The sequence below is a fragment of the Streptosporangium sp. NBC_01755 genome (assembly GCF_035917995.1).
Lineage (GTDB): Bacteria > Actinomycetota > Actinomycetes > Streptosporangiales > Streptosporangiaceae > Streptosporangium.
Genome location: NZ_CP109131.1, coordinates 5,956,040 through 5,982,801, shown reverse-complemented (window position 1 = coordinate 5,982,801; position 26,762 = coordinate 5,956,040). Strand labels below are relative to the sequence as shown.

At 66.7% G+C, this 26,762-nt stretch carries 25 protein-coding genes; 12 read left to right on the top strand and 13 right to left on the bottom strand.

The window, feature by feature from the left end:
* Positions 1–62: 62 nt before the first annotated feature.
* The gene (locus OG884_RS28485; RefSeq protein WP_326637925.1) at positions 63–299 is read right to left on the bottom strand and encodes a DUF397 domain-containing protein; all 237 of its coding nucleotides are present in this window, start codon (positions 297–299) and stop codon (positions 63–65) included.
* The gene (locus OG884_RS28480) at positions 300–1,160 is read right to left on the bottom strand and encodes a helix-turn-helix domain-containing protein (protein ID WP_442811745.1); all 861 of its coding nucleotides are present in this window, start codon (positions 1,158–1,160) and stop codon (positions 300–302) included.
* Between the two features lie 316 nt (positions 1,161–1,476).
* Here OG884_RS28480 and OG884_RS28475 point away from each other — a divergent pair, with 316 nt between their 5' ends.
* From OG884_RS28475 to OG884_RS28465, 3 genes are all read left to right on the top strand, one after another.
* Positions 1,477–1,908, top strand: coding sequence for an ATP-binding protein (locus tag OG884_RS28475; protein ID WP_326637924.1), 432 nt, complete (start codon positions 1,477–1,479; stop codon positions 1,906–1,908).
* 277 nt (positions 1,909–2,185) lie between these two features.
* Entirely contained in the window at positions 2,186–4,582 is a 2,397-nt protein-coding gene (locus tag OG884_RS28470) for a helicase-associated domain-containing protein (protein ID WP_326637923.1), read from the top strand.
* 256 nt (positions 4,583–4,838) lie between these two features.
* Positions 4,839–5,633: an ABC transporter ATP-binding protein gene (locus OG884_RS28465; protein ID WP_326637922.1), complete on the top strand. Its 795-nt coding sequence runs from the start codon at positions 4,839–4,841 to the stop codon at positions 5,631–5,633.
* A 67-nt stretch (positions 5,634–5,700) separates the two neighbouring features.
* On the opposite strand, the gene OG884_RS28460 is transcribed toward OG884_RS28465, so the two are convergent.
* Positions 5,701–6,048 (bottom strand): hypothetical protein, encoded by a 348-nt coding sequence (locus tag OG884_RS28460; protein ID WP_326637920.1) that lies wholly within the window; start codon positions 6,046–6,048, stop codon positions 5,701–5,703.
* A gap of 119 nt (positions 6,049–6,167) precedes the next feature.
* Here OG884_RS28460 and OG884_RS28455 point away from each other — a divergent pair, with 119 nt between their 5' ends.
* The gene (locus tag OG884_RS28455) at positions 6,168–6,488 is read left to right on the top strand and encodes a GroES family chaperonin (protein ID WP_326637919.1); all 321 of its coding nucleotides are present in this window, start codon (positions 6,168–6,170) and stop codon (positions 6,486–6,488) included.
* Positions 6,489–6,528: 40 nt separating this feature from the next.
* Here the strand turns inward: OG884_RS28455 and OG884_RS28450 are convergent, their stop codons facing one another.
* The 4 genes from OG884_RS28450 to OG884_RS28435 form a co-directional block, all read right to left on the bottom strand.
* Positions 6,529–7,482 (bottom strand): hypothetical protein, encoded by a 954-nt coding sequence (locus OG884_RS28450; RefSeq protein ID WP_326637918.1) that lies wholly within the window; start codon positions 7,480–7,482, stop codon positions 6,529–6,531.
* Between the two features lie 90 nt (positions 7,483–7,572).
* Positions 7,573–7,842 (bottom strand): hypothetical protein, encoded by a 270-nt coding sequence (locus OG884_RS28445; protein WP_326637917.1) that lies wholly within the window; start codon positions 7,840–7,842, stop codon positions 7,573–7,575.
* A 179-nt stretch (positions 7,843–8,021) separates the two neighbouring features.
* Entirely contained in the window at positions 8,022–8,852 is an 831-nt protein-coding gene (locus OG884_RS28440) for an ABC transporter permease (RefSeq protein WP_326637916.1), read from the bottom strand.
* Positions 8,849–9,862, bottom strand: coding sequence for an ATP-binding cassette domain-containing protein (locus OG884_RS28435; protein ID WP_442811542.1), 1,014 nt, complete (start codon positions 9,860–9,862; stop codon positions 8,849–8,851). The genes OG884_RS28440 and OG884_RS28435 overlap by 4 nt, the downstream gene beginning before the upstream one ends.
* Positions 9,863–9,987: 125 nt before the next feature.
* On the opposite strand from OG884_RS28435, the gene OG884_RS28430 reads away from it, so the two are divergent.
* Complete coding sequence (locus OG884_RS28430) at positions 9,988–10,758, top strand: TetR/AcrR family transcriptional regulator (RefSeq protein ID WP_326637915.1); 771 nt, start codon at positions 9,988–9,990, stop codon at positions 10,756–10,758.
* 82 nt (positions 10,759–10,840) lie between these two features.
* Here the strand turns inward: OG884_RS28430 and OG884_RS28425 are convergent, their stop codons facing one another.
* The 4 genes from OG884_RS28425 to OG884_RS28410 form a co-directional block, all read right to left on the bottom strand.
* Positions 10,841–14,110, bottom strand: a complete 3,270-nt coding sequence (locus OG884_RS28425; protein WP_326637913.1) for a type I restriction endonuclease subunit R — start codon at positions 14,108–14,110, stop codon at positions 10,841–10,843.
* 62 nt (positions 14,111–14,172) lie between these two features.
* Entirely contained in the window at positions 14,173–16,578 is a 2,406-nt protein-coding gene (locus tag OG884_RS28420) for a type I restriction-modification system subunit M (protein WP_326637910.1), read from the bottom strand.
* Between the two features lie 17 nt (positions 16,579–16,595).
* Positions 16,596–17,312 (bottom strand): RloB family protein, encoded by a 717-nt coding sequence (locus OG884_RS28415; RefSeq protein ID WP_326637908.1) that lies wholly within the window; start codon positions 17,310–17,312, stop codon positions 16,596–16,598.
* Complete coding sequence (locus tag OG884_RS28410) at positions 17,309–18,604, bottom strand: AAA family ATPase (protein ID WP_326637907.1); 1,296 nt, start codon at positions 18,602–18,604, stop codon at positions 17,309–17,311. The genes OG884_RS28415 and OG884_RS28410 overlap by 4 nt, the downstream gene beginning before the upstream one ends.
* 264 nt (positions 18,605–18,868) lie before the next feature.
* On the opposite strand from OG884_RS28410, the gene OG884_RS28405 reads away from it, so the two are divergent.
* Positions 18,869–21,304, top strand: a complete 2,436-nt coding sequence (locus OG884_RS28405; RefSeq protein WP_326637905.1) for a type I restriction-modification system subunit M — start codon at positions 18,869–18,871, stop codon at positions 21,302–21,304.
* On the top strand, positions 21,297–22,517 hold the full coding sequence (locus tag OG884_RS28400; protein ID WP_326637903.1) for a restriction endonuclease subunit S: 1,221 nt from the start codon (positions 21,297–21,299) through the stop codon (positions 22,515–22,517). The genes OG884_RS28405 and OG884_RS28400 overlap by 8 nt, the downstream gene beginning before the upstream one ends.
* A gap of 11 nt (positions 22,518–22,528) precedes the next feature.
* Here the strand turns inward: OG884_RS28400 and OG884_RS28395 are convergent, their stop codons facing one another.
* The gene (locus OG884_RS28395) at positions 22,529–22,729 is read right to left on the bottom strand and encodes a DUF397 domain-containing protein (RefSeq protein WP_326637901.1); all 201 of its coding nucleotides are present in this window, start codon (positions 22,727–22,729) and stop codon (positions 22,529–22,531) included.
* Positions 22,729–23,544 carry a helix-turn-helix domain-containing protein gene (locus OG884_RS28390; RefSeq protein ID WP_326637899.1) on the bottom strand — a complete coding sequence of 272 codons (816 nt, stop codon included), beginning with the start codon at positions 23,542–23,544 and terminating at the stop codon, positions 22,729–22,731. Before OG884_RS28390 ends, OG884_RS28395 begins: the two co-directional genes overlap by 1 nt.
* Before the next feature lie 588 nt (positions 23,545–24,132).
* Here OG884_RS28390 and OG884_RS28385 point away from each other — a divergent pair.
* From OG884_RS28385 to OG884_RS28365, 5 genes are all read left to right on the top strand, one after another.
* On the top strand, positions 24,133–24,378 hold the full coding sequence (locus tag OG884_RS28385) for a hypothetical protein (RefSeq protein ID WP_326637897.1): 246 nt from the start codon (positions 24,133–24,135) through the stop codon (positions 24,376–24,378).
* 112 nt (positions 24,379–24,490) lie between these two features.
* Positions 24,491–25,084 carry a DUF6879 family protein gene (locus tag OG884_RS28380; RefSeq protein ID WP_326637895.1) on the top strand — a complete coding sequence of 198 codons (594 nt, stop codon included), beginning with the start codon at positions 24,491–24,493 and terminating at the stop codon, positions 25,082–25,084.
* A gap of 93 nt (positions 25,085–25,177) precedes the next feature.
* Complete coding sequence (locus tag OG884_RS28375) at positions 25,178–25,606, top strand: hypothetical protein (protein WP_326637894.1); 429 nt, start codon at positions 25,178–25,180, stop codon at positions 25,604–25,606.
* Positions 25,607–25,617: 11 nt separating this feature from the next.
* Positions 25,618–26,412, top strand: coding sequence for an AAA family ATPase (locus tag OG884_RS28370; protein ID WP_326637892.1), 795 nt, complete (start codon positions 25,618–25,620; stop codon positions 26,410–26,412).
* Positions 26,413–26,441: 29 nt separating this feature from the next.
* Positions 26,442–26,729, top strand: coding sequence for a transposase (locus OG884_RS28365; protein WP_326637890.1), 288 nt, complete (start codon positions 26,442–26,444; stop codon positions 26,727–26,729).
* Positions 26,730–26,762: the final 33 nt, after the last annotated feature.

The window sequence follows — 26,762 nt, the reverse complement described above, 5'->3', positions numbered from 1 at the left end:
CTCCCCCGGTTACACCACCGGCGCGCCTCGGTTAACCCTGCGGCCCTGACGTAAAAACGGCGTTACACCGTTAAACCGTCGAACTCCCCATCCTTCACGCCGAGCACCAGGGCACGAATCTCGTCCCGGGTGTAGATCAGGGCAGGACCCTCGGGAAAACGCGAGTTGCGGACCGCGATGCTGCCGTCCGAAAGCTCGGCAAGCTCGACGCAGTTACCCGTCGAGTTGCTGTAGCGGCTCTTGCGCCAGCTGGCCCCGGCAAGGTCAGTGGCCGGCATGCCGTTGTAGGTCTGGTTCATTTACATCTCTCTGAGAAGGTCGCCGAGGATCTCGGCGGTGCCCCCGGGCGTGGTGCTTTCCACGCACAACTGCTCCATGGCTGTGAGGTATGGGTCGATGTCCTCACGTTTGTCAAGGTAGAGGGCACCCCAGAGCTGCTCGACATAGACGACGTCCGACAGATCGGACTCGGGAAACCGCAAGATGCTGAACGCACCACCCTCGGCCGCGTGCATGCCGAATCGGAAGGGCATCACCTGAAGGGTGATGTTGGGCAGCGTGGCCACCTCCAGCAGGTGCTGGATCTGCTCACGCATGGTCTCCTTGCCTCCGATGGGACGCCTCAGGGCCGCCTCGTCGATGACCGCCCACAACCGGGGGCCGTCCTTCTTCGTCAGGCGATCCTGCCGCTGCATGCGCATATGCACACGACGCTCGATCTCCGCCTCCAGCGCGTCCGGGTAGCCCAACCGGATCACGGTGCGCGCGTAGGCGGACGTCTGCAGCAGGCCGGGAATGAACTGCACCTCGTAGGTGCGGATCATGTTCGTCGCCTCCTCCAGCCCCACGTAGGTGGTGAACCAGTTCGGCAACAGGTCGCCGTACTTGTGCCACCAGCCGGGGGTGTTCGCCTCGCGGACCATCTCCAGCAGGCCGCGCCGTTCTGCGTCGTCGAGCACGCCGTACAGGGTGAGCAGGTCTTCCACGTCACGCGTCTTGAAACCGACACGTCCGAGTTCCATGCGGCTGATCTTGGACTCTGAGGCACGGATGTGGAATCCCGCGGCCTCACGGGCGAGCCCTTTCTCCTCACGCAGCCGGCGCAGGCTCGCGCCGAGCATGATGCGCCGGACAGTGGAACCGGTACCGGGCGGATCCATGGACACGTGGTGCTCCTCGCTCGCTTTCCTGATCGACAGTCTGTCACTTCGCGGCCGAAGAATCCCTGGCCACGATCAAGATCCCCTTTCGCATGAAATTACCCAATCACGGGTAACGGTAGCGGTTGCACACACCTTATGCACGTGCATTCGCTCTTGCACCTGCACGGGAGTTTGCACCATGATTGCGGCTGTGCAGTCCGCCCAAACCGCGCCTCCCCGAGCGTCAACGTCATGGACGGCGCTCGACTGGTGGCCCCCCGCAGGCTGGTGGCCCGACTCCGCGCGCGATCTTCTCCTTGGATCCCCGGCAGTCATGGCCAGCGCCACCTTCGTGCTCCCGCCACACGCCGAGTCCGTCCACTCCGCCCGCAGCTTCGCGACCGGCACTCTCACCGGCTGGAATCTCGGCGAGCTGAGCGAGAACATGGAGCTGGTCGTCTCGGAACTGACGACCAACGCCATCAGACACGGCCTCCGGCTCGCCGAGTCGCGCGCCAGGGAGCCGGTCCGGCTCTCCCTGCTCCGGCGGGGCAACCTGGTCGCCTGCACACTCAACGACCCGGGAGCCGGCTTCCCCACGCTTCGCGATCCATCGCCACTCGACATCGGCGGCCTCGGACTGCACATCGTCGAGTCGCTGAGCCTCCGCTGGGGCTGGGCACCGCTGGCCCCGTACGGCAAGATTGTCTGGGCCGTCCTCAGAACGGGCCTTCGCGAGGATCCCGCTCCCCTCGACCGCCCGTAGCCTCACGAACGCCCGCCGCGTACCGTTCCCCCGCTTCTCCACGACCTCCACCGACCCCTTCCGGACGGCGCCGCCTCTTCCCCTTAAGGGCGCCAACCGGTCCCGGGGCCGCCACTTCTCCCTCTTGGCGGCCCCGGGACCGTTAGAACCGGATGGAGACCTCACATAACGCGTCGCATTCTGCGCGGTAGATGCCGTCAGAGATGCCCTCTGCATTACCGTGGATGTTTATGGCTCACGGAGAGTCCCCGCGCGAGATTCCTGAGAGAGCTGCGAGATGGACGATCACCTGCTCGGCTGGTTGAAAACCCTCGACGAAGAACGGCTCGCCCGAGTTCTGGCCAACCGGCCGGACGCCATCGCCCCGCCGTGGCCGCGCCGCCTGGACACCCTGGCGCAGCGGCTGGGCAGCGGGTTCGCGGTGATGGAGGTCATGCGCGGCCTGCCGCTGCCCTCCCTGGAGGTGGCACAGGCCTCACTGACCCTCGGCGAGCAGGCCGGGCCTGAGGCGGTGGCCCGGTTCATGGGCGTGCCCGAGGCCGAGGTGGCGCCCTGGCTCGACCTGCTGTTCGACCACGCCCTGGCGTGGCCGGACGGTGAGGGCCGTATCCGGGTGGCCGAGGGGCTCGCCCGGTGGTGGACCGCCCCCTGCGGGCTCGGTGAGCCGCTCCCCAACTACCTGAACTCCTGGACCGTCAGCGCCGACGCGCTGCGCGGGCTGGCCAGGACCCTGGGCCTGCCGAACGGCCCGAAACGGCACACGGTCGCCAGGGTCACCGAGATCCTCTCCGACCCTCAGCGGGTGATCGCGCTGCTGGAGAAGGCCCCGGAGGGCGCGAGGCGGCTGCTTGAGGAGTTCGCCTGGGACGGTCCCGTCCGAGACGTGGACGGCGGCGCGTTCGTGGTGCCGGGGGCTCCCGAGAAGTGGGCCGCCGATCACGGGCTGCTCTTCCGCCCCAGCTGGAACGTGGCCGCGATGCCTCGTGAGGTGGCGCTCGCGCTGCGCGGCCCCGACTACCATCCGCCCTTCACCCCCGTACCGCCCGACCTCGCCACGGTCCCGGTCGATCCCGAGGCCGTCGACCACCTGATGACCCTGGCCGCGCCACACGTGGTGGAGCGCTGCGCCGCCATGCTGGAGAACACCGCGAAGTTCCCGCTGCCGCTGCTCAAGGCAGGCGGGGTGGGCGTGCGCGAGGTCCGTCGAGTGGCCAGGGACACCGGCTGCGACGAGGACGAGACCCGGCTGCTGCTGGAGGTCTGCGCGGTGGCCCGGCTGCTGGCCTGGGACGATTCCGCCGGCGGGCTGGTGCCCACCGAGAAGTTCGACCGCTGGCGGCTGGACGACGCGGCCGCCAGGCTCCGGGTACTGCTGTCGGCGTGGTGGCGGATGGAGCGCTCGTCGCTCCGGAAGGTCGACGGCAAGTACGGCACGGTGCTCGGCGACGATCCCGCCGGAGCCATGGTCGCCCGTGCTCGGAGGGCGGTGCTCGGCGTGCTGGCCCGTCTGCCCGCCAACACCGCGTGCGTCGACCGGGCCGGGCTGGTCGAGTCCACGTACTGGCACGCCCCGCTGCTGGACCGGTCGCTGCTGGCCGAGTGCGCTTCCGCCGTGTTGGAGGAGGCCCGGATGCTCGGGCTGGTCGCCCTCGACACGATCACCGACCTCGGCCGCGCGATAGCCGGGCTGGACGCCTTCCCCGGCGACGAGATCGACGACTCCACGCCCCTGGTGGAGAACGATCCCGTACTGGTCGAGTGCTCCACCAGGGCGCTGGCCAGCGTGCGGCGGAGCGCGCTCTTCGGCGCCGACCTCACCGCGGTGGTGACCGGCCCGCCCGCGGGCGAGCTCGCCGAGCTGCTCGACCGGGCCGCCGAGCGCGAGTCGCGCGGCGCGGCCTCGGTGTGGCGGTTCACCCCGGCCAGCGTGCGCCGGGCCATGGACTCCGGCTACACCGCCGAGGGCCTGCTGACCGACCTCGCGGAGGTGGGCAGGGTTCCGCAGCCCCTCGACTACCTGATTCACGACGTGGCCAGGCGGCACGGCGAGGTCACGGTGACCACCGTCGCCTGCATCGTGCAGGCCTCCGACCCGGCGCTGCTGGCCGAGATCGCCGGGCACCGGCGGCTGGGCAGGCTGGGCCTGCGGCTACTCGCCCCGACCGTGCTGGCCAGCGCGATGCCCGCCGACAGGACCCTGACGGCGCTGCGGGAGAACGGCTACGCCCCGGTGCCCATCGAGGACACCGGGGAGATCACCATCCGCAGGGCCCGCGTCGAGGAACCACGGAACGGACGGCTGATCCTGCTGCCCGGGGGCAGGGTCGCCGAGTTCGAGCAGCCCCCGTACCCGCTGGTGGAGCCGCCGCCGGACCCTCGCGAGCACGCTCAGCGCCTGCTCGTCGCCGAGGGCCAGGCCGCCCAGTCCGGCGGCAGGACGTGGGCGGTCATCGGCCGCATGGCCTCCCGCCTGCCGACCGCCCAGCAGTCGCTGCTCGGCTTCGTCGTCGACCGGGGCGTGCGGGCGGCGATCACGCTGACCGACGGCCTGACCGCCACCATCAGCCACGGCGAGCTGCGCAGCGGCGTGCTCGACGCGTGGTGCGAGGAGGCGGGCGACTACCTGGAGTTCCCGCTCGCCGACATCATCGAGGTCCGCGGCGCCTACGCCTGATCCCGTCCGCTCCACCTCGTAGGCCTACCGGGTCTGCCGTCTCGGCTCCGCTCCCGCACGCGGCGAGGGCGAACACGAGGCCGACGGCCATGAATCCCCGCTGCGGAGAACCGGTAGGGACATTTCCCTCTTTGAAGGATAGGCTTACCTAAATGACTATTTCATTAGATTAGCCTTACCTTGGCCATACCGGCAGGGAGGGGTACCCGGTGAGTAGGGACGTCGTGGCCATGGCCGCGTCCGAGAGGGAACGACGTTGAGACTGTACGGCACCGGCCTGACCCTCTCCTACGACAAGCGCGTGGTGGCCAGAGATCTGGACGTCACGATCCCCGACGGGTCGTTCACCGTGATCATCGGTCCCAACGCGTGCGGCAAGTCCACGATGTTGCGGGCCCTGGCCCGCATGCTCAAGCCCCGCGCGGGGGCGGTCCACCTGGACGGATCCGTGATCACCTCGCTGCCGTCCAAGGAGGTGGCGCGCAGGTTGGGCCTGCTGCCGCAGAGCTCGATCGTGCCCGACGGCATCACGGTCGCCGACCTGGTGGGCCGGGGCCGCTATCCGCACCAGCGGATGATGCGCCAGTGGTCCCGCGAGGACGAGGCCGCGGTGGCGGCGGCCATGGAGTCGACGGACGTGACCGAGCTGGCCGACCGCTGCGTGGACGAGCTCTCCGGCGGCCAGCGCCAGCGCGTCTGGCTGGCCATGGCGCTGGCCCAGGAGACCCCGATCCTGCTGCTCGACGAGCCGACGACCTTCCTGGACATCGCCCACCAGATCGAGGTGCTCGACCTCTGCGCCGACCTGCACGAGCAGGGCAGGACCCTGGTCGCCGTACTGCACGACCTGAACCAGGCCTGCCGCTACGCCACCCACCTGATCGTGATGCGCGACGGCCGGATCGTCGCCGAGGGCGACCCCTCCTCGATCGTCACGGCCGGTCTGGTACGGGAGGTCTTCGACCTGCGCTGCGAGATCATCAAGGACCCGCAGAGCGGCACCCCGCTGATCGTCCCCGAGACCCGCCGCCGCGCCGTCGCCAGGACATAGGCGCCGCGCCGTCGCCAGGACATAGGCGCGGGGCCGCGTCCGAAGGCGGCGGGTCTCCTCCGAGAGGCTAGCCCTCCAGCGCGACCCGGCGGGCAAGGCCCAGCGGGAGGCCGCCGGAACCCGCCAGCGTGTCGTGGAAGGTGCGCAGATCACCGCGGCCCGCGGCCAGGTAGTCGTCGCGGATGCGGTCGATCTCGTCCTCGAAGTCTCCGGGGCCTTCCGTGCCCTGTCCCCCCTGCTCCCCCTGCAGCCGCTCCAGCCAGCGGCGCGCCTGCCGCTCCCTGGCGAGGATGCCCGCCTCGGTGAAGTCGCCGAGGGTCCTGTCGTACCCCGGCGCGCCCGCGAGGGCGGCATAGATGGGATTCTCCGCCAGATACCAGTCGATAAATTCGCTTACGAGCGCGGGAGACGTCATAGCGCGAGATCCTACTTCGCAGGCGATTTCACCACCGATGTCGTTGCCGACCGGCCTTCTCACGACCCGAGTCCACGGACAAGCAGGCACGGCTCCGCGGTTCCCATAAACTTCATGACGTGGGTGACCCGAAGTTCGAGATCCAGATGCTCCACGACCGCGTCATGGTCAAGGTCGAGCAAGAGTCAGAGGAACGGCGCAGCACGGCCGGCATCGTCATCCCGGCGACGGTGAAGATGGCCAACCGCCTCGTCTGGGGTGAGGTCTGCGGCGCGGGCCAGAACGTCCGGGCGGTCAAGGTCGGCGACAAGGTCCTGTTCAACCCCGAGGACCAGTACGAGGTCGAGGTGCACGGCCAACTCTACCTGGTCATGCGCGAGCGCGACCTGCACGCCATCGCCACCCCGCAGACCGACAACGGCACCGGCCTGTACCTCTGAGCTCCGCGAAGGACGTCCCCACCGCTCGGTGAGAGACCCCTTACCTCCGGGTGTATCCGAGATAGAGCTTGTTGTTCCAGTCGGCGGCGGCGAAGGCGGCCAGCACCCGCGTGGTCTTGCCCTTCAGGGTCGACAGGACCACCTGGTAGTGGTTCCCGGAGGGGATGACCGCGATGAAGTGCTTCTCGTCCCACCACCCCCACAGGGCCTTCGGCTTGATGCCGGGCACCTTGGCCGCGAGCCTGCCCGAGGTGCGATCCCAGACGCAGACGTGCTCGGTGTGGCTGGACGGGCACCAGGTCATCAGGCCCTTGCCCGAAGGGGTGAAGGCGTCCTCCCCGCCGGCGGGTCTGCCGGTCTTGGCCAGGGTGCGGCGGATCGTGCCGTCCTGCCCGTAGAAGCGGGCACCGCCCTGGTACTCGGCCACCACCTCGGTGCCGTCGGAGCTCCAGCGGAACCGCGCGGCCTTGTCGACACCGGCCACGGTCACCGCCTTGGCGCTCTTCGCCGACACGTCGACGACCACGAACCCGGAGGCCACCCACGCCGAGCCGCTCTTCCGCTCGGTGGTCAGCACCGCCTTGCCGCCGTCGCGGCTCCAGTGCACGTAGTGCGCGACGAGCGGCTTCTTCACCGTACGGATCCTGGTGCCCTTGGAGGTCGCCAGGTCGAGCAGGACGACCGAGTCGTAGCCGCTCTTGTAGGAGGTGGGCACCGCGAGTGCGTTGCCCCCCTTCGGCGCGACCGTGACCTCCTGGTAGGCGGCCTGCCGGGTGAACCCGTCGCCCCTGCGCAGATAGGTCATCTTGCCCAGGGAGTAGGAGGTCACCCTGAGCGGGTCCGTGGAGTCCTCCCGTACGGTGACCCGGGTGCCGGGCAGCACGGTGTCAACGGGTGCGGCCTCGGCGTACGCGGCCGCGGGGAGCGGAACGATCGCCGAAGCCAGCACGACAAGGCAGCCGAGGAACCGGTAAATCCCAGGAGTCGCGGGCACGCCGGAATCCTAAGCCGGAAATCTCCCAAGATCCCGATCTAGACCGAATCGGTTAGAACAGGTGTAAGAGGGGCTCAGGGTGGTGATGGTTCATGCTTCACCCGTCACCGCCCCACACCTCAGACACTCCTCGACCACGGGGACGCGATGGCGCCGGTCTTCGTAGAACCGGTGACCGAGCGCCGCCACGACGAGCACCCCGCCGAGCAGCAGGAGCATGAACGGCCCGTACTTCTCATGTCCAATCAGGCCCATGACGAGATGGGCTATGCCTGCGGCGACGATGATCGCGCCGACGTTGAGCAGTTCCTTGTTGAGCGTCCACCCCGAGGCGGATCGTTCCCGTTCCGTCTCACTCATGTCCCCAGGTTCACTACCGTCAGTTACAGGCTCCGACGGATTCCGTCACCACGATGTAAAAGGCGGAGCGGCAATGTAAAACGCGGAGCATCTTCTCGCGGCGGCAAACGTTGTGATCCATCGGGAAACAGGGCTTCCCCCGGCCGCACAGAGATCTGACGGCCGGGAGGCAGACTCCGTCAGCCGCCGAGCCGGCGGAACCTGCGCGCCGACAGCGGCAGGAAGACGGCGATCAGCAGCAGCGGCCAGACCACCGCCATGAGCGGGGCGTTCTGCACGATCCACGACTCCCCCGCCCAGCCGGGGTTGTCGAAGAGCCCTCTGGCGGCCGTGGCGGTGGCCGAGAGCGGGTTCCACTGCGCGATCGCCCCGAGCCAGCCGGGCATGGTGGCGGGGTCGACGAACACGCTGGACAGGAAGCCGACGGGCCAGACCAGGATCTGCACCGACGTCACCACCTCCGGCCCTCCCGCGACGAGGCCGACATAGATTCCCACCCAGAGCAGGGCGAAGCGCAGCAGCAGGAGCAGGCCCACGGCGGCCAGCGCCTCGGGCAGGCCGCCCTCGGCACGCCAGCCGAGCAGCAGCCCGGCCCCGATCATGACGGCCAGCCCGACCACCGAGTTGAGCATGTCGGCGATCCCGCGGCCCATGACGACCGCCGAGGCGCTCATGGGCATCGAGCGGAACCGGTCGGTCACGCCCTTGGCCGCGTCGGTGGTGACCGCCATCATCGTGCTCTCCAGGCCGAAGAGCATCGTCATGGCGAACATGCCGGGGATCAGGAAGTCGAAGTAGCCACCCCCACCGGGAACACCGATGGCGCCGCCGAACAGGCCGCCGAACATCAGCACCATCATGACCGGGAAGAGCCAGCCGACGATGACCGTCCCCGGGCGGCGGACCCAGTGATTCAGGTCGCGCAGGGTGATCGTCCAGGAGTCGGCCAGTGCCCAGCCGAACCGGGAGAGCGGAGAGGTGGCGGGCAGGGTCGAGGTCGTCGTACTCACGCGGACACCTCCGTACGGGCCGCCGGGGCGGGGGCCGGGAACCGCTCGCCGCCTGTGGCGCCCGTCAGGTGCAGGAAGACCTCGTCGAGCGTGGGGCGGCGCAGCGTGACGTCGATCGGCTCGATTCCGGCGTCGCCGAGCGCGGTGGCCATGGTGACGAGTGCCCGGGTGCGCTCGGCGACCGGGATGCTGACCCGGCGCGATTCGGCGTCCACCTGGATCCCGCCGGACGCGACCCGCGCCGCGAGCGCCTCCGCCCTGGCCACGTCCGCCGGATCGGCGAGGACGAGGTCGAGCCAGTCGCCGCCGATGGCGGACTTCAGCTCCTCCGGGGTGCCCTCGGTGACGACCCGGCCCGCGCCGAGCATCGTGATCCGGTCGGCCAGCCGGTCCGCCTCCTCCAGGTACTGGGTGGTGAGCAGCACCGTCGTGCCGGAGCCGACCAGGTCACGGATGGCCGACCAGACCTCCTGGCGGGCTGCCGGGTCGAGGCCGGTGGTGGGCTCGTCCACGAAGAGCACCGAGGGCGCGACGATGAGGCTCGCCGCCAGGTCGAGTCGCCTGCGCATGCCGCCGGAGTACTCGCCGACCGGCTTGGCCCCGGCGTCCGCCAGCGAGAAGCGCTCCAGCAGGTCGTCGGCCCGCCTCCGCGCCCCGGTGGCCGGCAGGTGGTTCAGCCTGCCGAACATCACCAGGTTCTGCCGCCCGCTGAGGATCTCGTCGACCGCCGCGTACTGGCCGACCAGCCCGATCCGCTCGCGAACCTGCCGCGCCTGCGCGACGACGTCGAATCCCGCGACGCTCGCCCGGCCCGAGTCCGGGCGCAGCAGCGTGGACAGGATCCGGATCACCGTGGTCTTGCCCGCGCCGTTGGGCCCGAGCAGGCCGCAGACCGTGCCGGCCGCCACCCGCAGGTCGAACCCGTTGAGCCCCGTCCCCTCGGAGGCACCCGCATAGTTCTTGCGCACGTCGTGCGCGGCGATCGCGAACTCTGCCGCTTTCACAGTCACCCGTTTCACCCCTTTTCGCCCGTCTTCTCATCCGGTGCCGTCGCACCTCTAAAGCGTAGACTGTACCGTACATCGTACGGCTCGGTTACGGTGGTCTCAACGACGAGAATCTGGAGACCGTTCCCTTGAGTGCGAAAAAAGCTTCCGACGCCGACCCGGCACGCAGCCTGGCGCTCCTGTGGGGCTCGCACAGCAAGCCGGGGCGCTCCGGGCTCACCGTGCGCTCGATCGTCCTGGCAGCCATCGAACTGGCCAACGCCGAGGGGCTCGAAGCGGTCTCGATGCGCCAGGTCGCCGAGCGGCTGGAGGTCGGGACCATGTCCCTCTACACCCACGTCCCCGGCAAGGGCGAACTGGTCGACCTCATGGTCGACACCGCCTACGGGGAGCTGTACGCCGATGTGGACACTCCGTCCCGGCAGGCAGGCGGGTGGCGGGGCGCGATGGGGTTCGTCGCCGCCCGCAACTGGGACCTCTACCGGCGCAACCCATGGATGCTGCAGGTCATCGACGCCCGCTCCACGCTGGGGCCGAACGCGTCGCTCAAGTACGAGGCCGAGCTACGCCCGCTGGACGGCGTCGGTCTGACGGACGTCGAGATGGACTCCGTCCTGGCCCTGGTCCTCAGCCACGTGCAGAGCACCGCCAGGGCCGCGGCCAACCAGGAACGGGTCCGGCAGGAGAGCGGGATGACCGACACCGAGTGGTGGCTGTCCAACGCCCCGCTGCTCGACAAGATCATGGACGGCACCCGCTTCCCCGTCGCCTCCCGCGTCGGCGAGGCGGCGGGCCAGGCCCACCAGGCGATCTCCGACCCCGCCCACGCCCTCACCTTCGGCCTGGACCGCATCCTGGACGGGGTCGCCGCCCTGATCGCGAGCAGAGATCACCCGTAGGCCGGACACTTACCGGGCTTTCATCCCGTGACCCGTCGACCTGGATGATCTGTGCCGTCCATCGGCGGGAAGATCCCGGCCGTCAGTCCTCACGGAAGTGCTCGATATCGGCGCAGACCACCTGAACGATCGTCGCGGCGGCCGTCGCGGCAGCGGCGCGACCGAGCATGCAGCGATCGATGAGCAGTTCACGGACCCCGACGCGGAGGGCCTTCTGCAGGTAGTTGCTCTGGGGGAAATGCGGAGGACGGACCCCCTCGCGGATGAGAACGACGAGTTCCCTCGCCACCGTGACCGCGAGACCGGGTTCACTCGCCGTCCCCAACTCCTGGGCCAGAACCTGCTCCATGATGCTGTAGATCGGCCCCTCGGTATGGGGCGCCAGGCCCAGCGCGAGGATGTCCGCCTCCGGCGCCAGTGTCTGCTCGACCAGTTCGCGCAGTGCTTCGGCCAGTTCCTCCCATGAGTCGTTCAGCCGCCGCAGGAGGTCGTCGATCTGCTCGCTGATGCTCTGGGCACGGATTGGGTCGGTGGCCGAGACGCGCTCCAGGTGGTGCCTGAGGGCGTACTCCAGCTCCCGTGCGCGGTCGCGACCGCTCCTGATGGCGTCGACCGCTTCCATGAAGCCGGGAGTGGTGATCTCCACCGGGGGAACCTGCTGTCCGGCCTGGCCCGCGCGGACGTGCTCGTCGAGCAGCTCGCGCAGCAGGGCACTGTGACGGTAGACGTCCTGCTGTCCCAACTGCGTGTCCCGGAACAACCGTCGGGCATGCCACTGGACGTCGTAGACCGCCCTCGCCAGATCGAGATGTTCAAGGGCCTCATCACGCGGCAGCAGCCGCTCGACGCCGAGCAGCAGGTCCTCGACCGCGGCGTCGAACCGGCGGCGGGTACGGGGATCTTCGAGCAGGTGGAGCATCTCGGACCTCCCCTCCTCGCTCTCGATCATGTCGATGTCGAGCTCCACGAGCAGATCGCGCATGCACTTGGCCGCGCTCACCAGGCGGGGCAGCTCGTGGTCGAGCAACTCCTCCCGCATCCCGGTCAGGTCCTCCTGGTCATAGTCCGCGAGCGCCCGCCCGAGGTTGTCGATGATGCCCACGTAGTCGACGACGAGCCCGTGGCGCTTGTTGCGGGCGGTCCTGTTGGTCCGCGCGACCGCCTGGAGGAGCTCCGCGTCCCGGATGGAGCGGTCGATGTAGAGTGCCTGCTCCAGCGGCGCGTCGAAGCCGGTGAGCAGCATGCTCTGGACCACCAGGAAGGCGATCGGGGCCGGTCCGCTCTCATCGCTGAAGGCATCGTCACGGGCGTACTTCGTACGGTCGTGCTCCGCCCAGGGCGTGTCATCCGTGTAGCGAGGTTCGGCCCGCGAAAAGGGAGCGGGAACGGGAGTGGAAAACGGCGCGACGAACCGGTCCGTGTGCTCCTTGTGCGCCTCGGACGCCGTCCAGCGCCTCCAGTCCTCCGGATCGCCGTCCCGGTGCGAGATGACCGTGGCGAACTCCACCCTGGCCAGGAGCCGGCGGAAGCGGTTCGCCATGGCGAGCACCGGGGCCTCGAACCCGTCATGTGCCCCCTCGTCCTGCCGGTGGAGCCGCGCGGCGGCCAGGAGCGCGTCCCTGGCCTTCCCCAGAGCCTCCCCGTAGCGCACGGCCGCGAGCCTGGACACCGCGACGACCTGTGCCTTGAAACCGTCTGGCAGGCCCGTGAGCACCCAGTGGGCGAGCATGTCACGTGCCTTGGCCTCGATCAGGTCCCTGGACTCCAGGATCTCCCGGAGTGCGACGACGGCGGGGCCGCCGCCCATCTCCCGCTCCATCGCCAGGTCGAGTTGGACCCGGTCGATGAGATGACCGGGCAGGTGGCGCCCCTCGTAGCGGATGGGCACGATGGTGCGGTCCGTCTCGGCCTCGGTCAGACCGTAGTGGTCGACCGTGATGCCGAACAGGCTCCGGGTCGTCTGCTTGAACGAACGGACGATCGGGGTGCCGGTGAAACCGATCATCGCCGCGTTGGGAACCGATGCCCGTAATCGCTGGTGGAAGGTGCCCGACTGGGTCCGGTGGGCCTCGTCGACGAGCAGCAGGATGCGGCTGCTCTTGTTGAGCACGGTGGTGGCGAACTCGACGCCCTCGGAGTCTCCTGCCAGCCCTGTCACCGTCCGGGGCCCCGCGTCGTCCCTACGCGCCTGCTGGATCATCATCTGGAACACGCCGGGAACGCCCCGGGTGAGGTGCCTGCGGGCCTCCCGGCTGCTCGTGAGGACCTTGACCTTCTCACCACTGAGCCGCAGGACCGGGGTGAGCTGGCGTCGCAGGTCCAGCCGATCGGAGACCACCATCACCATGAGGTCTTCCAACCCCCTGGTCGTACGGATCTTCCGCACCAGGAAGGTCATGGTGAGGGTCTTACCGGCGCCCTGGGTGTGCCAGAGCAGGCCTCCCCGATCCTGCGGGGAGACCCCGTGCCGCAGCCGGAAGACCATGGCGTGGACTGCCTTGAACTGCTGGTGGCGGGCGACGATCCGATTGTCGGTCCCACTCCGGTGGGTGCAGACGGAGAAGTTTCGCACCAGGTCGAGAAGGTGGGCCGGACGGAGTGCCCCGGCGAGCAGGGTCTCCAGCTCGCTGAGCGGGCCGGGCACGCTCAGCTCGGCGCGCACCTCGTCCTCGGCGACGGGCAGGGTCGTGCGCCAGACGGCGAAGTCCTCGGGCCGGGAGGTGACCGTCCCCAGCTTGGCCCCGACGCCGTCCGTGGCGACCAGGACCTGCACGTAGCGGAAGAGCTCGGGCACGCTCCGGTCGGGGGCCAGCGCACGCTCCCCCGTCCAGGAACGCAGCGCGTCGACGGCGTCGCGCACCCCGCCCACCAGTGAGGCGACGGCCGCCACGACGAAAGGAATACCGTTGACATATCCGACGGCGTCGAGACGGATGTCGGACACACCGCCGTCGCGGGGTCGCTCGACGGGATGCCCGGTGACGAGGAGGAATTCGTTGGCGCCCGAGGCGTCCCAGTCGACCAGCCGGACGACCTGCCGCCTGCCGCCGTCCCAGTCGGACAGTCCCTCGACGTCCACGCCGGACTGCAGGACCTCCAGTACCTTCCGGTTGCCCTCCACCATGTCCATGGGGATGCGGCGGGTCAGCTCCTCCCAGACCTGCTCCAGACGTCCGGGGTCGAGCCACGGCTGACCGTCGCGCAGGTTGATGCGCCGGACGGCGGCCAGGAAACGGTCTTTGAGCAGCCCTTCATGGTGATCGCCGATGTCGCGGGCGGTCTTCATGGACCAGTCGACGGCCTCGTGCCAGCCCAGCCGCCCCAGAAGCCTGGCGATCCTCTTCTGTGCCACATGGTTCACGGTGGCCGACCGCCCCTTCTGAGCAAAATGTGGGAACTGAATCTAGCGCTAGGTCACGACATTTGCTGACGTTTCCTGCGTGGGTATCCCAGGTCGCGCAGATGTACGGCAAGACGGGCCGCGGCCTCCTCGCGCTCACGTTCCAGGTCTTCGAGCGAGATCTCGTACTTGTCGGCGAGCCTGCGAAACCCGGCGGTCAGCTCACGCCTGGCCGCCTCCAGACGCTCCTCGATCCGGGCGGTCACGTCCTGGCCGAACACGTCGACGACCAGCTGTCCCGCCTGCTCCGAGGTGAGCTTGGCCGCCTCTGTCTCAATGGTGGTGGGCAGGACCGCCGCAACGGAGTCGACCGCCTTACCCACGATGTCGCGGTCGCTCTTGAGCCTCTTCAGATCGGCCGCGGGAACACCCTCCTCCTCGGCGGCCTTCACCTTGGTGTCGAGCTCGGCGTAGGCGGCCTCCGCGGCCTCAGCTCCTTCGCCGTACCAGGGGATCAGCCGTTCGACGAAGGGACGCTCACGGACCGCGCGCCACTCGGCGCCCGTCGTGGGCTTGGGCTTTCCGCGAACCCGCCGGGTGGGAAGAGCCGCCACCGCGCTCGCGGCCCAGGCCCCGATCAGGTGTATCGGCCCCTGTGCCGCGAGCGTCTTCACGTCGGCCAGGTTGTCCGCCCACCACTCGGCGACGACGCCGGCCGCGGTGAACTCGTCCAGCAGTGGAATGGACGCGACCACCTCGCAGAATGAGGAGATGAGCGAGGCCCTGGCCGCCATCGGGGCGCCGTTGACCGGCAGTTCCTCCAGCAGTACGGCGTGCTTGCGCCACCAGGTCTCGACGGCGGCCCGGAAGGCGGCCTCCCGATCTCCCGCGAGGCCGTCCACGCGGGCCGCCGTCGCCTCGTGCCCTTCGGGCAGGAAGTCGAGGTAGCCGTCATCCGGGGCGGTGAAGAAGGCGGCGGGCTCAAGGCCGTAGGCGGTGAAGGCGGGGGCGAGCGCCTCGACCTCGGCGCGGGGGATGCCGCCGTAGAGGTGGGCGGAGACGTCCTGCGGCTCCGGCTCCGGTGTGTTGTCGACCCACCTGCGGATGTTCAGGTTGGCGCCGTCGTCGAGCAACTCCTTCACCGGCACAACCCGGGAGAAACCGCCGATCTCCCGCCACTCCTGGTAGGTTCGTACGATCTTCTCGGCGTGTTCCTCCCCGAGGATGTTCTGCTTGCGCCCACGCCGGTACTCGCGGTCGGCGTTGACGAACAGGACCTTGTCCCGGGCGTGTGCGGGCTTGTGTCCGGGCGCGCGGAGAATCAGCAGGCAGATGGGGATGCCGGTGCCGTGCAGGATGCCGGCCCCCAGGCCGATCACCGCCTCGACGGCGTCGGCGCGGAGCAGGCTCTCCCTGATCTCCTTCTCCACCCGGTCGCGGAACAGCACTCCGTGCGGCATGACGGTGACCGCCACGCCGTCGTCGGCGAGCGAGGCGACCATGTGCTGGACGAACATCAGGTCGGCGCTCGGCGAGGTGCCGTGTTCGAACCGCCGGTAGTCGCGCGAGGTCGCGACCCCCTGGTCATAGTCCTTCCAGGAGAACTCCGGGTTGCTGAGGATCCGGTTGAACCGCTGGGGCACTCCACCGTCAAGGTGCCGGGGCTCGGCGAGAGTGTCGCCCAGCCTGACGTCGGCGTCGCGGATGCCGTGCAGCAGCAGGTTCATCCGGCCGGCCGCCCAGTGCGCCGTCGACAGCTCCTGCCCGGAGAGCGAGACCGTGTGCGCCTGGCCCGGGTGGTGGTCGGCGATGTACTCACGGGCGTAGACGAGCACGCCGGCCGAGCCCGCGCAGGGATCGTAGACGGAGTCGCGAGGACGGGGTGCGGCGAGGCGGACCATCAACCGCACCACCGAACGGGCGGTGTAGAAGTCGCCGCCCTTGGAGTCGACGCTCTCGGCGAAGTCCCGCAGCACCTTCTCGTAGGCCAGCCCGATCAGGTCGGGAAATTCGAGATCCTCGTCCCTCAGCCGGATCCCGCTGAACAACCGGACGAGCTCCACCAGGGTCGCGTTCTTCAGCTGGGCTCCATCGGGGGCCCGGTTGAAGTCAATGTGCCGGAGCACTCCGTCGAGATCCTCGTTGTTCTTCTCCAGGCCGTGCAGGGCGGCGTTGAGGTGACCGCCCATCTCCATGCTCCGCCCCGCGAGGCTCGCCCAGCGCGACTCCGGGGGAACGAATATCTCAGTGCCGTAGGTCTCGGGGTCGTCGGCCGCCTCCGTGGCCTCCGCCGGGTCGCGCGTACGGGCCAGTTCGGCGTCGTACGCGCACTGCCAGGCCCGCTCGAAGGCGTCGGAGCACCGTTTGAGCAGCAGCAGCGCGAAGACGTAGTTGCGCTTGGCGGAGACGTCGAGTTTGCCGAGGCCGTTCGCGGCTTCAAGGAGCAGGTTTTCGAGCTGGGGAAGGGTGACCCTGGACACGAGGGGGGCTCTCCGGGTTAGGCGGTGGTGAAGCCGAGGCTTTCCAGCATGACGTAGACCCCGGTGGAGGGATCCCTTTTCAGGATCGGACAACTCTCGTGGTGCGGCTCCCGCCTGCCGTCCGCGACGCGGCGGTCCGGATCGCACAGGCCGCTCTCACAGCCCGCGTCCAGCTTCCTGGCCAGCTTGATCGCCTGACCGAGGTTGGCCGAGAGCGCGGCCTGGCGGACCGGAGAGAGGAGCCGCTTGTCCTTCTTCGGAGCGTAGTCTTCGAATCCGGCGGTCCCCTGGAGCTTGGAGACCAGGAAGGCACTGCTATCCCCCTGGGGGGTGGGGCGCCCGGGAGCGAAGTGCAGCCAGAGCCACAGGTCAAAGGAGGGATGGGAGAAGGCGACCTTGATCTGGTTCTTCCTGGCGAGAACGGCTGCAGACTCGACATCGGGGTGCTCGTCACGGTCGAACATGACCCAGACATTCTCGCGATCACCTCGATAGAGGCCTTTCCGCACCTTGATGGCGCGTTCAACCGCTCCCGTGGGCTTGAATCCCTCCGGCCTGGTGTAGGGGATGACGTGGAAACGCATCGTCTTGCCGAAACTCGCTTCCAGCAGCTTGAGATAGTCGCCCTCGGTCTCTCCCTCGCACACGACGTACAGGGTCTGCTGAGACCGGTTGGTTCCCAGCTTGCGCCCCGGGTGCACGTCCTTCCCGGGAACGGCGTTGCGACGGCTCACGCGCTACACCCCTGTGGCTCGGCACGCGCCTCGTCGTCCGGCACGTAGGCGATCGTGTCCGCGACGTCCCCGCTGTGCACTCGGGGGATGCCTCCGTAGGCGCCGGACAGGTAGCGCCGGGCCAGCGGCTCGCCCTTGCGGGGCCGTGCGTCGGTGAGCGGGTAGAGCTCCGAGCGGCCTCCGGCTCCCTTCTCCGTGATCCATACCTGATCCCGGTCCAGGGGTTGCTGGGGGTGCAGACCGCTGATCAGGGTGGTGTCGTGCACGGTGGCCACGAACTGGGCGTGCCGGGGATTGGCCTCCTCGCTGCGGAAGGTCCGCACCACCTCGGCGGCCAGCAGGGGATGCAGGCACGCGTCCAGCTCGTCGACGAGCAGGAGCGCCCCGGTGTCGAGCGCCTCCAGCATGGGACCGATGAACGCGAACCACGACTGGGTGCCCGCCGACTCGTCGTGGAAGTCCATCGGGACCGGCCCCGACTCCCCCTCGTGGATGAGGCGGATGCGCGGCTCGCCCAGCTCGAAGTCGACCTCCGCACCGCAGATCCCGAGGTCGGCCACCTTCAGCAGCGCCACGATCTGCCGCCTGCGCACCGGATCGCGGAGCATCGTCCCGGTGAAGTCGCGCCGCGCCTGCTGGTCGTGGCCCATGCTGACCCACCAGAAGTTCTTCCCGAACCAGTCGCGGAGCGGGGAGAGCTGTGGATGGTTGTAGTCGGCGGCGACGGTGAGGAAGAGCGCGGTGGCCTTCGTCCGGGGGACCAGACTCTCCTTCGCCCCCTTCATCCCCTCACCGGGAAACCGGAACGGCTCGGCGGCATCGGCCTGCCGCTCGAACCAGACCTGCCTGCGCGCCTGGCCACCCGGATAGGCGTGCAGCCACTCGGCCTCCACCCGCTCGTCGGAGACCTCGAATCCGTAGACGTAGCGGTCGCCGTCGAGGACGAAGTCTGCCTCGTAGTACGAGGGGCGCAGGCGCGCTTCGAGATCGAGCATGAACGCCTCGCGCGGCACCGGGCTGCGCCGCCGCCAGTCGTCGGCCACCGAGTCAGCCGACCACCGATCGACGGAGTGGAGCACGGCCTGCTGCATCCAGCGCATGGCCTCGATCACATTGGACTTGCCCGATCCGTTCGCGCCGTAGATCACGCTTGACGGAACGTACGAGAGATCAGGCTCCTCCGGCAGGCCCACCAGGCGGCCTGAGCCTTGGTTGAACTTGCTGGCGGTCAGGTGCAGTTCGAACTCGTCGCGGAACGACCTGTGGTTGGCCGCTCTGAATCTCAAGAGCATGGAAAGCCCCCTAGCACGGGTCCTACTTCCATATTAGGAGGTTCTGCGGAGAAAACCTACACAGAACGCAATAAAACTCGATCCATTCTAACAGGGCTGGTCACGATCCGAGAATGTCCCGTCACGATCCGTGTCCGCCGGGCACACTGGGGGCACCCGGCGATGGCCGGATTGGGCTGGACCTCATGGCAGTGAAAAGTCATAAATGTCCGCCAAAAGGACTAGCCTCGCATCGCGTACTACCTGCTAGGAAGGACTCACCACGTGGCCAAGCTGACGCTCCCGCAACTGGAGCGCCATCTGTTCGGGGCGGCTGACATCCTCAGGGGCAAGATGGACGCCTCGGAGTTCAAGGACTACATCTTCGGGATGTTGTTCCTGAAACGATGTTCCGACCAGTTCGACGCGGTCCGCGAGAAGGTGATCGAAGACCGGATGGCCGAGGGCGTTTCCCCGGAACGAGCGGCGGAGATGGCCGACAAGCCGTTCTTCTACCCGCGTGACTTCTATGTGCCGCCGGAGTCCCGCTGGAAGTGGATCAGAGACAAGTCCCGCGCCTCCCATCTCGGTGAGATGCTCAACACCGCCCTGGAGAGGCTTGAGGAGGAGAACACCGACGCTCTGCGCGGCGTGCTCGGACACATCGACTTCAGCCGCCGCAGCGGTGCGGCGGCGCTGAGCGACAGGAAGCTCCAGCAGCTGATCGACCACTTCAACCGCTATCGGCTGCGCAACGCCGACTTCGAGTTCCCCGATCTCCTCGGCGCGGCGTACGAGTTCCTGATCGGCGAGTTCGCCGACTCGGCCGGCAAGAAGGGCGGCGAGTTCTACACCCCGCGCGGCGTGGTCCGGATGCTGACCCAGTTGGTCAGGCCTCGGCAGGGAATGCGGATCTACGACCCGTGCGTGGGGTCGGGCGGCATGCTGATCCACGCGCTGGAGTACGTCGAGGAGCACGGGGGCGACCCTCGCGATCTGTCGCTGTACGGGCAGGAGTACAACGGCAACACCTGGGCCGTCGCGAAGATGAACATGATCCTGCACGGCATCCTCAACGCCGATCTAAAAAACGACGACACCCTGGCCCGACCGCTGCACGTCACCGACGACGGCCACCTCATCCAGTTCGACCGCGTCCTGACGAATCCGCCCTTCTCGCAGAACTACGAGAAGACCGGCATGGAGCACCGGGAGCGTTTCGAGAAGTACGGCTGGGCGCCGGAGAGCGGCAAGAAGGCCGACCTGATGTTCGCCCAGCACGTGCTGGCGGTGCTCGCGCCGAACGGTGTCGGCGCGGTGGTCATGCCGCACGGGGTGCTGTTCCGGGGCGGCGATGAGAAGAGGATCCGCCAGGGGATCATCGAGGACGACCGGCTGGAGGCCGTGATCGGCCTCGCCCCGAACCTCTTCTACGGCACCGGCATCCCGGCCTGCGTGCTGATCCTGCGCGGCAGCGCCCAGCGCGACCCCGAGCGTCGTGGCAAGGTCCTGTTCATCAACGCCGACCGCGAATACACCTCCGGCCGCGCGCAGAACTACCTGGACCCCGAGCACGCCGAAAAGATCGTCTCCACCTTCACCGGCTACCGGGACATTCCCGGCTTCGCCCGGGTGGTGGACATCGAGGAGTTGCGGGAGAGCGAGTTCAACCTCAACATCCGGCGCTACGTGGACAACACTCCCCCGCCGGAGCCGCAGGACGTCCGGGCCCACCTGCACGGCGGGGTGCCCAAGTCCGAGGTCCGCGATCGGCGCCCGCTGTTCGACGCGCTCGGCATCGATGTGGCGAAACTGTTCGTCGAGCGGGACGCCGACTACTACGACTTCCCCCCGGAGGGCTGGGAGGCGGCGGCGGCCCGGATTCCGGAGCTGGCCTCCCCGGTGGAGAGACGGTTCGGCGAGGCGTTCGACGAGTGGTGGAGAAAGCATTCCGAGATCGTGGTCGCGTTGCCGGAGAGCGGTCACCCGATGAAGGCCCGGACCGAGCTGCTGGACCTGTTCGTGACCGAACTGGGACCGCTGGGCGTGCTCGACCGGTTCGAGCTGGCGGGGGTGACCGCCTCCTGGTGGAGCGGCGTCCAGTTCGACATGCGGACCCTGGCTCAAAACGGCTTCGGCGGCGTGGTGGAGAGTTGGTTGTCGACTACCGCAAGCGCTTTCGCCGGCGATGACGACAACACCCCCGGGGACAAGCAGCGCGTAGCCGCCGAACGCCGCAAGGCCCGGCAGCATCCCATGGTCGCGCTGGTGATTCCCGACTATCTGAGCGCCCTGGAGGACGAGGAGTCGCGCCGGACGGAACTGGACGCCCAGATCAAGGCCGCCATAGCGACGCCGGGTGACGATGACGCCGAGGAGCCCGAGGAGACGATCAGCGCTGCTGAGCTGAAGAAGCTGAAGGCGGAGCTGTCCATGGTCCGAGGCAGGATCCGCCGGCTGGAGAATGTCTTCGTCGAGCAACTGTCGGCGGCGGTCCGCCTGCTCGACATCGACGCGGAACGGGACCTGGTTCTTCAAATCTTCGAGAACGGCCTGAGGCGGCGTCTGGAGGACAAGGTCTCCGTCCGCCGTCGGATAAGCACCAATGTTTATCGTATATGGGGCGACAAATACGCGGTCACCCTCCGCGACCTCGAAGCCTCCCGAACAGCCGCCACTACCCGTTTGGACGCCCACCTCAAGGAGCTCAACTATGCGTGAACTTCCTGAGGGCTGGACTTCCATGCCGCTGTTGGAATGCGGAACCTGGATGTCCGGTGGCACACCTTCCACAGACAACCCCAGCTACTGGGGAGGAGATATCCCATGGATCAGCGCAGCAAGCCTAAAAGACTTTTACATCCGTGACTCGGAGCGGCGGATCACGTCGCTCGGCGCTAGGTCAGGAACGCGAATGGCCCCAAAGGGGGCGGTCCTCTTCGTTGTGCGCGGCATGAGCCTTAAGACCGAGTTTCGCGTTGGCGTAACGCAACGCGAACTATCTTTTGGACAAGACTGTAAGGCCATCATTCCCAGACCAGAAATCGACGGCACGTTCCTCGGACTTGCTCTCAAAACACACTCAAGCCAGGTTCTAGGTATGGTCGATGAAGCCGGACATGGGACCGGTCGCCTCCCCATCGACATGCTCTCTCGACTAAGCATCGATATTCCATCAAAAAGAGAACAGCAAAATATTTTAAATATCTTTGAGTCAATCGATGCGAGAATCTCAGCAACAGAGCGCATCATAGCCAAACTTGAGAGGATAAACACAGGAATTAAGCATAGAGAAATAGAAACATTCCTATGGTCTGCACAGAATTCAAGATCCCTGCTCCCGCTATCCGCAATAGCGGAAATAAGAAGCGGAGTTACCCTTGGTTCAGAACCTCACGGCACAGAATCTATCCAAGTACCCTATCTAAGGGTTGCCAATGTTCAAGATGGACACATAGACACCAGGGAAGTTAAAACTATACGCATAATGCGCAACGAGCTAACCAAATATCTACTTTTAAAGGGGGATGTTCTACTGACAGAGGGCGGAGACTTCGACAAGCTCGGGCGTGGCGCCGTGTGGGACGCCCGAATTTCTGAGTGCATCTCCCAAAATCACATTTTCCGGGTTCGGTGCGACCAATCTCGCCTTATTCCGGAATTCCTGTCAGCTTATACCTCATCACACCACGGGAAGCGATACTTCCTCAGTATTGCCAAGCAAACCACCAATCTCGCAACCATAAATTCCACTCAGCTGAAATCTATGCCCATCCCCGTCCCATCTTTGGAAGTTCAGAAGCGGCTGGTCAACGCACTTGAAGCGCACAGCGCAAAAGTAACGACCGAGAAGAAGCAGCTAAAACAGCTCATGTTGATCAAGCAAGGCCTCATGAAGGATCTACTAACGGGCAAAGTTCGAGCAAACAGCTAAGTTAACCTCGATCAAACTTCAAACCCACCTTCTTTGATCTCCTTGAGGAACATCCCCCATTCGGATCGACTGAAAATGAGTGCTGAACCATTGGGATTTTTGCTGTCGCGTACAGCAATGACACCGGGCAGGTTGCTAGCCACTTCCACACAATTCCCACCGTTGGTGCTGCTTCGGCTGGACTTCCGCCATTCGGCCCCGGTCAGATCCATTATGCGATCATCCTCGCTATGAGCTCCAGCGATGCCCTCTGCGGTAGTGCCTCCGCGCGGAGGGCATCGAACACGTATGTGACAGTCTCAACGTCCTCACGACGCTGGACGATGTGGCCGTGTGCCGCCGTCTCCAAGTAAACGGCATCCGGCCCGTTTCGGAAACCCGCAATGACGAAAGCACCAGCAAGCCCTGGGTGGGCTACTGTCTCCTTCGGCACGACCTGAATCGTGATCCGAGGATGCTTACCAAGTTTTATGAGGTGTTCGATCTGCCTCTGCATGACCTGCGGTCCACCAATTGCCCGATGCAGCACTCCTTCATCGAGAACAACCCAGAACACCGGAGGATCACTCCGCTCAAGAACCGCCTGTCGTTCGAGCCTCGCAGCCACCATCTCGTCGATCTGTTCAGGGGTGTCTCCAGGACGCCCTCCGATGAGCATAGCCCTGGCGTAATCCTCGATCTGGAGTAACCCCGGAAGCACCAGGGGCTCATAGCCCTTTAGGCTTGTCGCCTCGCGTTCGATCTCCACGAACGGCCGGAACCACATCGGATACGCCTCCCGGCTGAGCAGTGGCCACAGGCGCATCAGTGCCCCGCCTGTCTCCAGGACCTCGTCGCACCGGGTTGCGAAGTCGCGTGACGGAACTCGCCTGGCATTTTCGATCATGCCGACCAGGCTGAGTGAGTAGTTGATCTGCTCGGCCAGTTTCTCCTGGGACCATCCTTTCTCGGTGCGATAGCGCCGGAGTTCCGCACCGAAGAACGTCAGCGGGCTCATACCTGGGTCAAGCTCACGCGCTGGGGGCATCGCGCTCTCCTTCGACTACGCCCGACCACACCGCCGTCACCGAAGTGATCCAGACTCCAGGACGACCAGGGCCGCTCCATACGACTCCGTGTTCGAGTCGCTACACACCGTAGCGCCATGAGGCCGGACTGTGAAGAGGAATCCGTCACGCCTCCGGCGCCGGAGGGAAACACCCCGCGGCAACGGCCGACGCGGCGCGGACCCGCCCCAAGCACGAGGACCCCCCTTCTGCACCACGACATCGGAGGCCGTCGCAGCCCTTGGTCCCAGAAAAACATTCAGCCCCGTTGCAGCCAATCCCGCAACGAGCCTCACCGGACCGTACGTCACTCGCGAACCATCATCCATGACCGGAATACCGTAACCAACCTGCTACACGCTGAAGTTCGCAATGGTAAGAGCAGCCCTCTCCACGCCAGCGTGAGTGACATGCTCCTTCGATCGTCCGACAAGACAGGAATGGATCATAAGGATACCTAAATATGTCTTTGTGCTATTCATCCCAATGTTGACCACAGCCTTTCCTGATGACAAAATACGGAAGCCATTCCTACCCCCGCACATCGAACAGATAATCGGAGGGGAAGCATGTTCGTACGTCGTATCGGCCCTCATCCTCACGGAGACGGCGGCGGCAATGGAAGCGCCGGGGCGAACAACTGCCCCGACATCTGGGAGTTGGAAAGCGGCGACTTCGCGATCATCGGACTGGAGCGCACGACCGAGCTCGAACCACTGCTTCCCCAGGACGCCTTCCTGGACCCGGGTGAGGCCATCGTGGTCCTGCCACGACACGTGCTGGTCAAGGCCCGCGAGAACATCCCCCTGGAATAGCCAGTCTCCAGCAGGAAACCGGACCAGGAACGCCGGCACGCGAATCCGACCCATCCGCCGCTTCGGCCGCTCAGAGCACGGCAGGCACGATCGACCAGAAGGAGCATGGGCATTGAAGATCTATCCCCCGGCTGAATCCACCGGGCTCTCCACTACGGACGGCCATGTGGATGATTTCGGGAGGTTTTTCAACGAGCTCCGATCGCGATGGGTGAAGGTAGAGAGGCTCCAGGAATACGACGAGTCCGACTTCGAGGGCTATCAGGCCTTCAAAAACGGTGATTTTGCCACCGCCAGGAAGCTGGTCCAGGAGATGGTGAGGGGGCAGGAGGAGATCTACACCCTGGCAAGACAGCGAGACATATCCATGGTCCGCATCCGGATATGCGACCTCCCGCTGAGCTCCTATCTCGTCAACTACGAGATCCCGGCCTACCTGGCGGACATCGAGTGCGGGGAGGACATACGGTTCATCAACTCCCGTGACATCCAGCAACTCTTGTCAGATTCGGGAATATCGGATTACGTGTTGTACGACGACACCCGGGTGGTCGCGCTGATCTACGACGAGGCCACCGCACGCGTCAGGGAGGCCAGGCTTGTGGACAGTCCAGCCTTGGTCACCAGATACGCGGAGCTATCCGATGAACTGATTGAGAGGTCCGTGCCGATGCTGGAGAGTCCGATCTACCGATCCGTCATATGAGGGCAGGCATCTTCTCCTCCGGAACCTGCCGCCTCTTTCCTCTGATGATCTCCACAACGCGAGTCCGCCATCCTTCAAGGTGGGAGTGTCGCCATGGCCTCCACTGAACTGCTCGCCGCCCTCGCCTCGGCGGGCGCGACGGCGATCGTCAGCAGTGTCGCGAGCGACGCGTGGCAGTCCCTCCGTGACCGCGTCGCACGCGTCCTCGGTCGTGGTGACGACCGGCAGGAGGTCATCCAGGGTGAGGTGATGGACAAGGTGCGCGAAGCGATCCTTCAAGCCTCAAGCACCGACCGTCCCATGATCGTGGCGGCACAGCGGGAGCGCATCTCCGCACTGCTCGCGGAGGCGATGGCTGGTGACCCTGTCGCCGCCGAGGAAACACGTTCGCTCATCGCGGAGTTCGCTCCCACCGTCGACATCGAGAGTGTCAGCGGCGGCCAGCACGCCCACACCGAGGGAGACGCTCAGCAGGCCGTCCAGTACACCGGCGTCCAGACCAATACCTTCAAGCGCGACTGACCTCAAGGACGATGATGCGGCCCGGCGAGAGCCAGCACGCCGAGGCGGCGGGGAGTGCACAGCAGGCGGTCCAACGGAGCGGGGTGCAGTACAACACGTTCGTCGGAGCCGCACAGGCACGATCGGTGGCCTCCTCCGCACCACCCCTCGCCGTACCGCAGCGACGGGCCTTCGCGGCCAGGCTTCGAGGTCGCGACGACCTGCTGTCGGAGATCGACGGGCTCATCTGGACCCCCGCACGGCGCCCGCGGGTGGTTCTCGTTCACGGAATGGGCGGGGTGGGAAAGACCACGATCGTCCAGACACTCGCTCACGGCGCCGCGGAGAGAGGCACCAAGACGTGGTGGGTGCGGGCCGGCAGTCCGGACGGCACGCGGGCCGCGCTCCACGCGGTCGCCTTCGACGCGGGGGCGCTGGACTCGGACTTCGACCACGCGCATCCGTCCGATGTGCTCTGGCGCGCCCTGAACTCCCGATCGACGCCCTGGCTGCTCGTCATCGACAACGCCGACGACCCGCGCGTGCTCTCGGGGGAGGACCGCACCCTGGAGGACGGCACGGACTGGGTGCGACCGCCGACCACCCCGTACGGAACCGTGCTGATCACGAGCCGGGACGGACGCGTGGAACGGTGGGCCTCCTGGATGAGCATGTACAAGGTCACCTCCCTGGCGCCGGAGGTAGGGGCGCCGTGCTCATGGATCTCGCGCCTGACGCGGGACCTCACCAGGCGGCGCGTGAGCTGGCCGCCGCCATGGGCGGGCTCTGAGCTTCCCCCCGTAGCACGGCCACCTCACCTGAGTTGACCCTGTGTCGGCTGGGAAGGAAGTGCTTCGTGCCTGCACCTCACCCGATCGAGTTCCGTCAGCGTGCCGTCGAGCTTGCCCGTAAGGGTGATAAACCGGTCTCTGTCCTTGCTAAAGACCTGGGTATCAGCGATTCCTGTCTGCGGAGTTGGATGCGCCAGGCCGACACCGATGACAACGGCGGCGCGAAGCTGACCAGCGCGGAGAAGAAGGAACTCTCCGATCTGCGGCGTCGAACCCGGCAGCTTGAGCTGGAGAATGAGATCCTCAAGCGGGCTGCTGCGTATTTCGCCCGGGAGAACGTGCTCCCAAAATAGGGTACGCGCTGGTCCGTGAACTCGCCGATGATG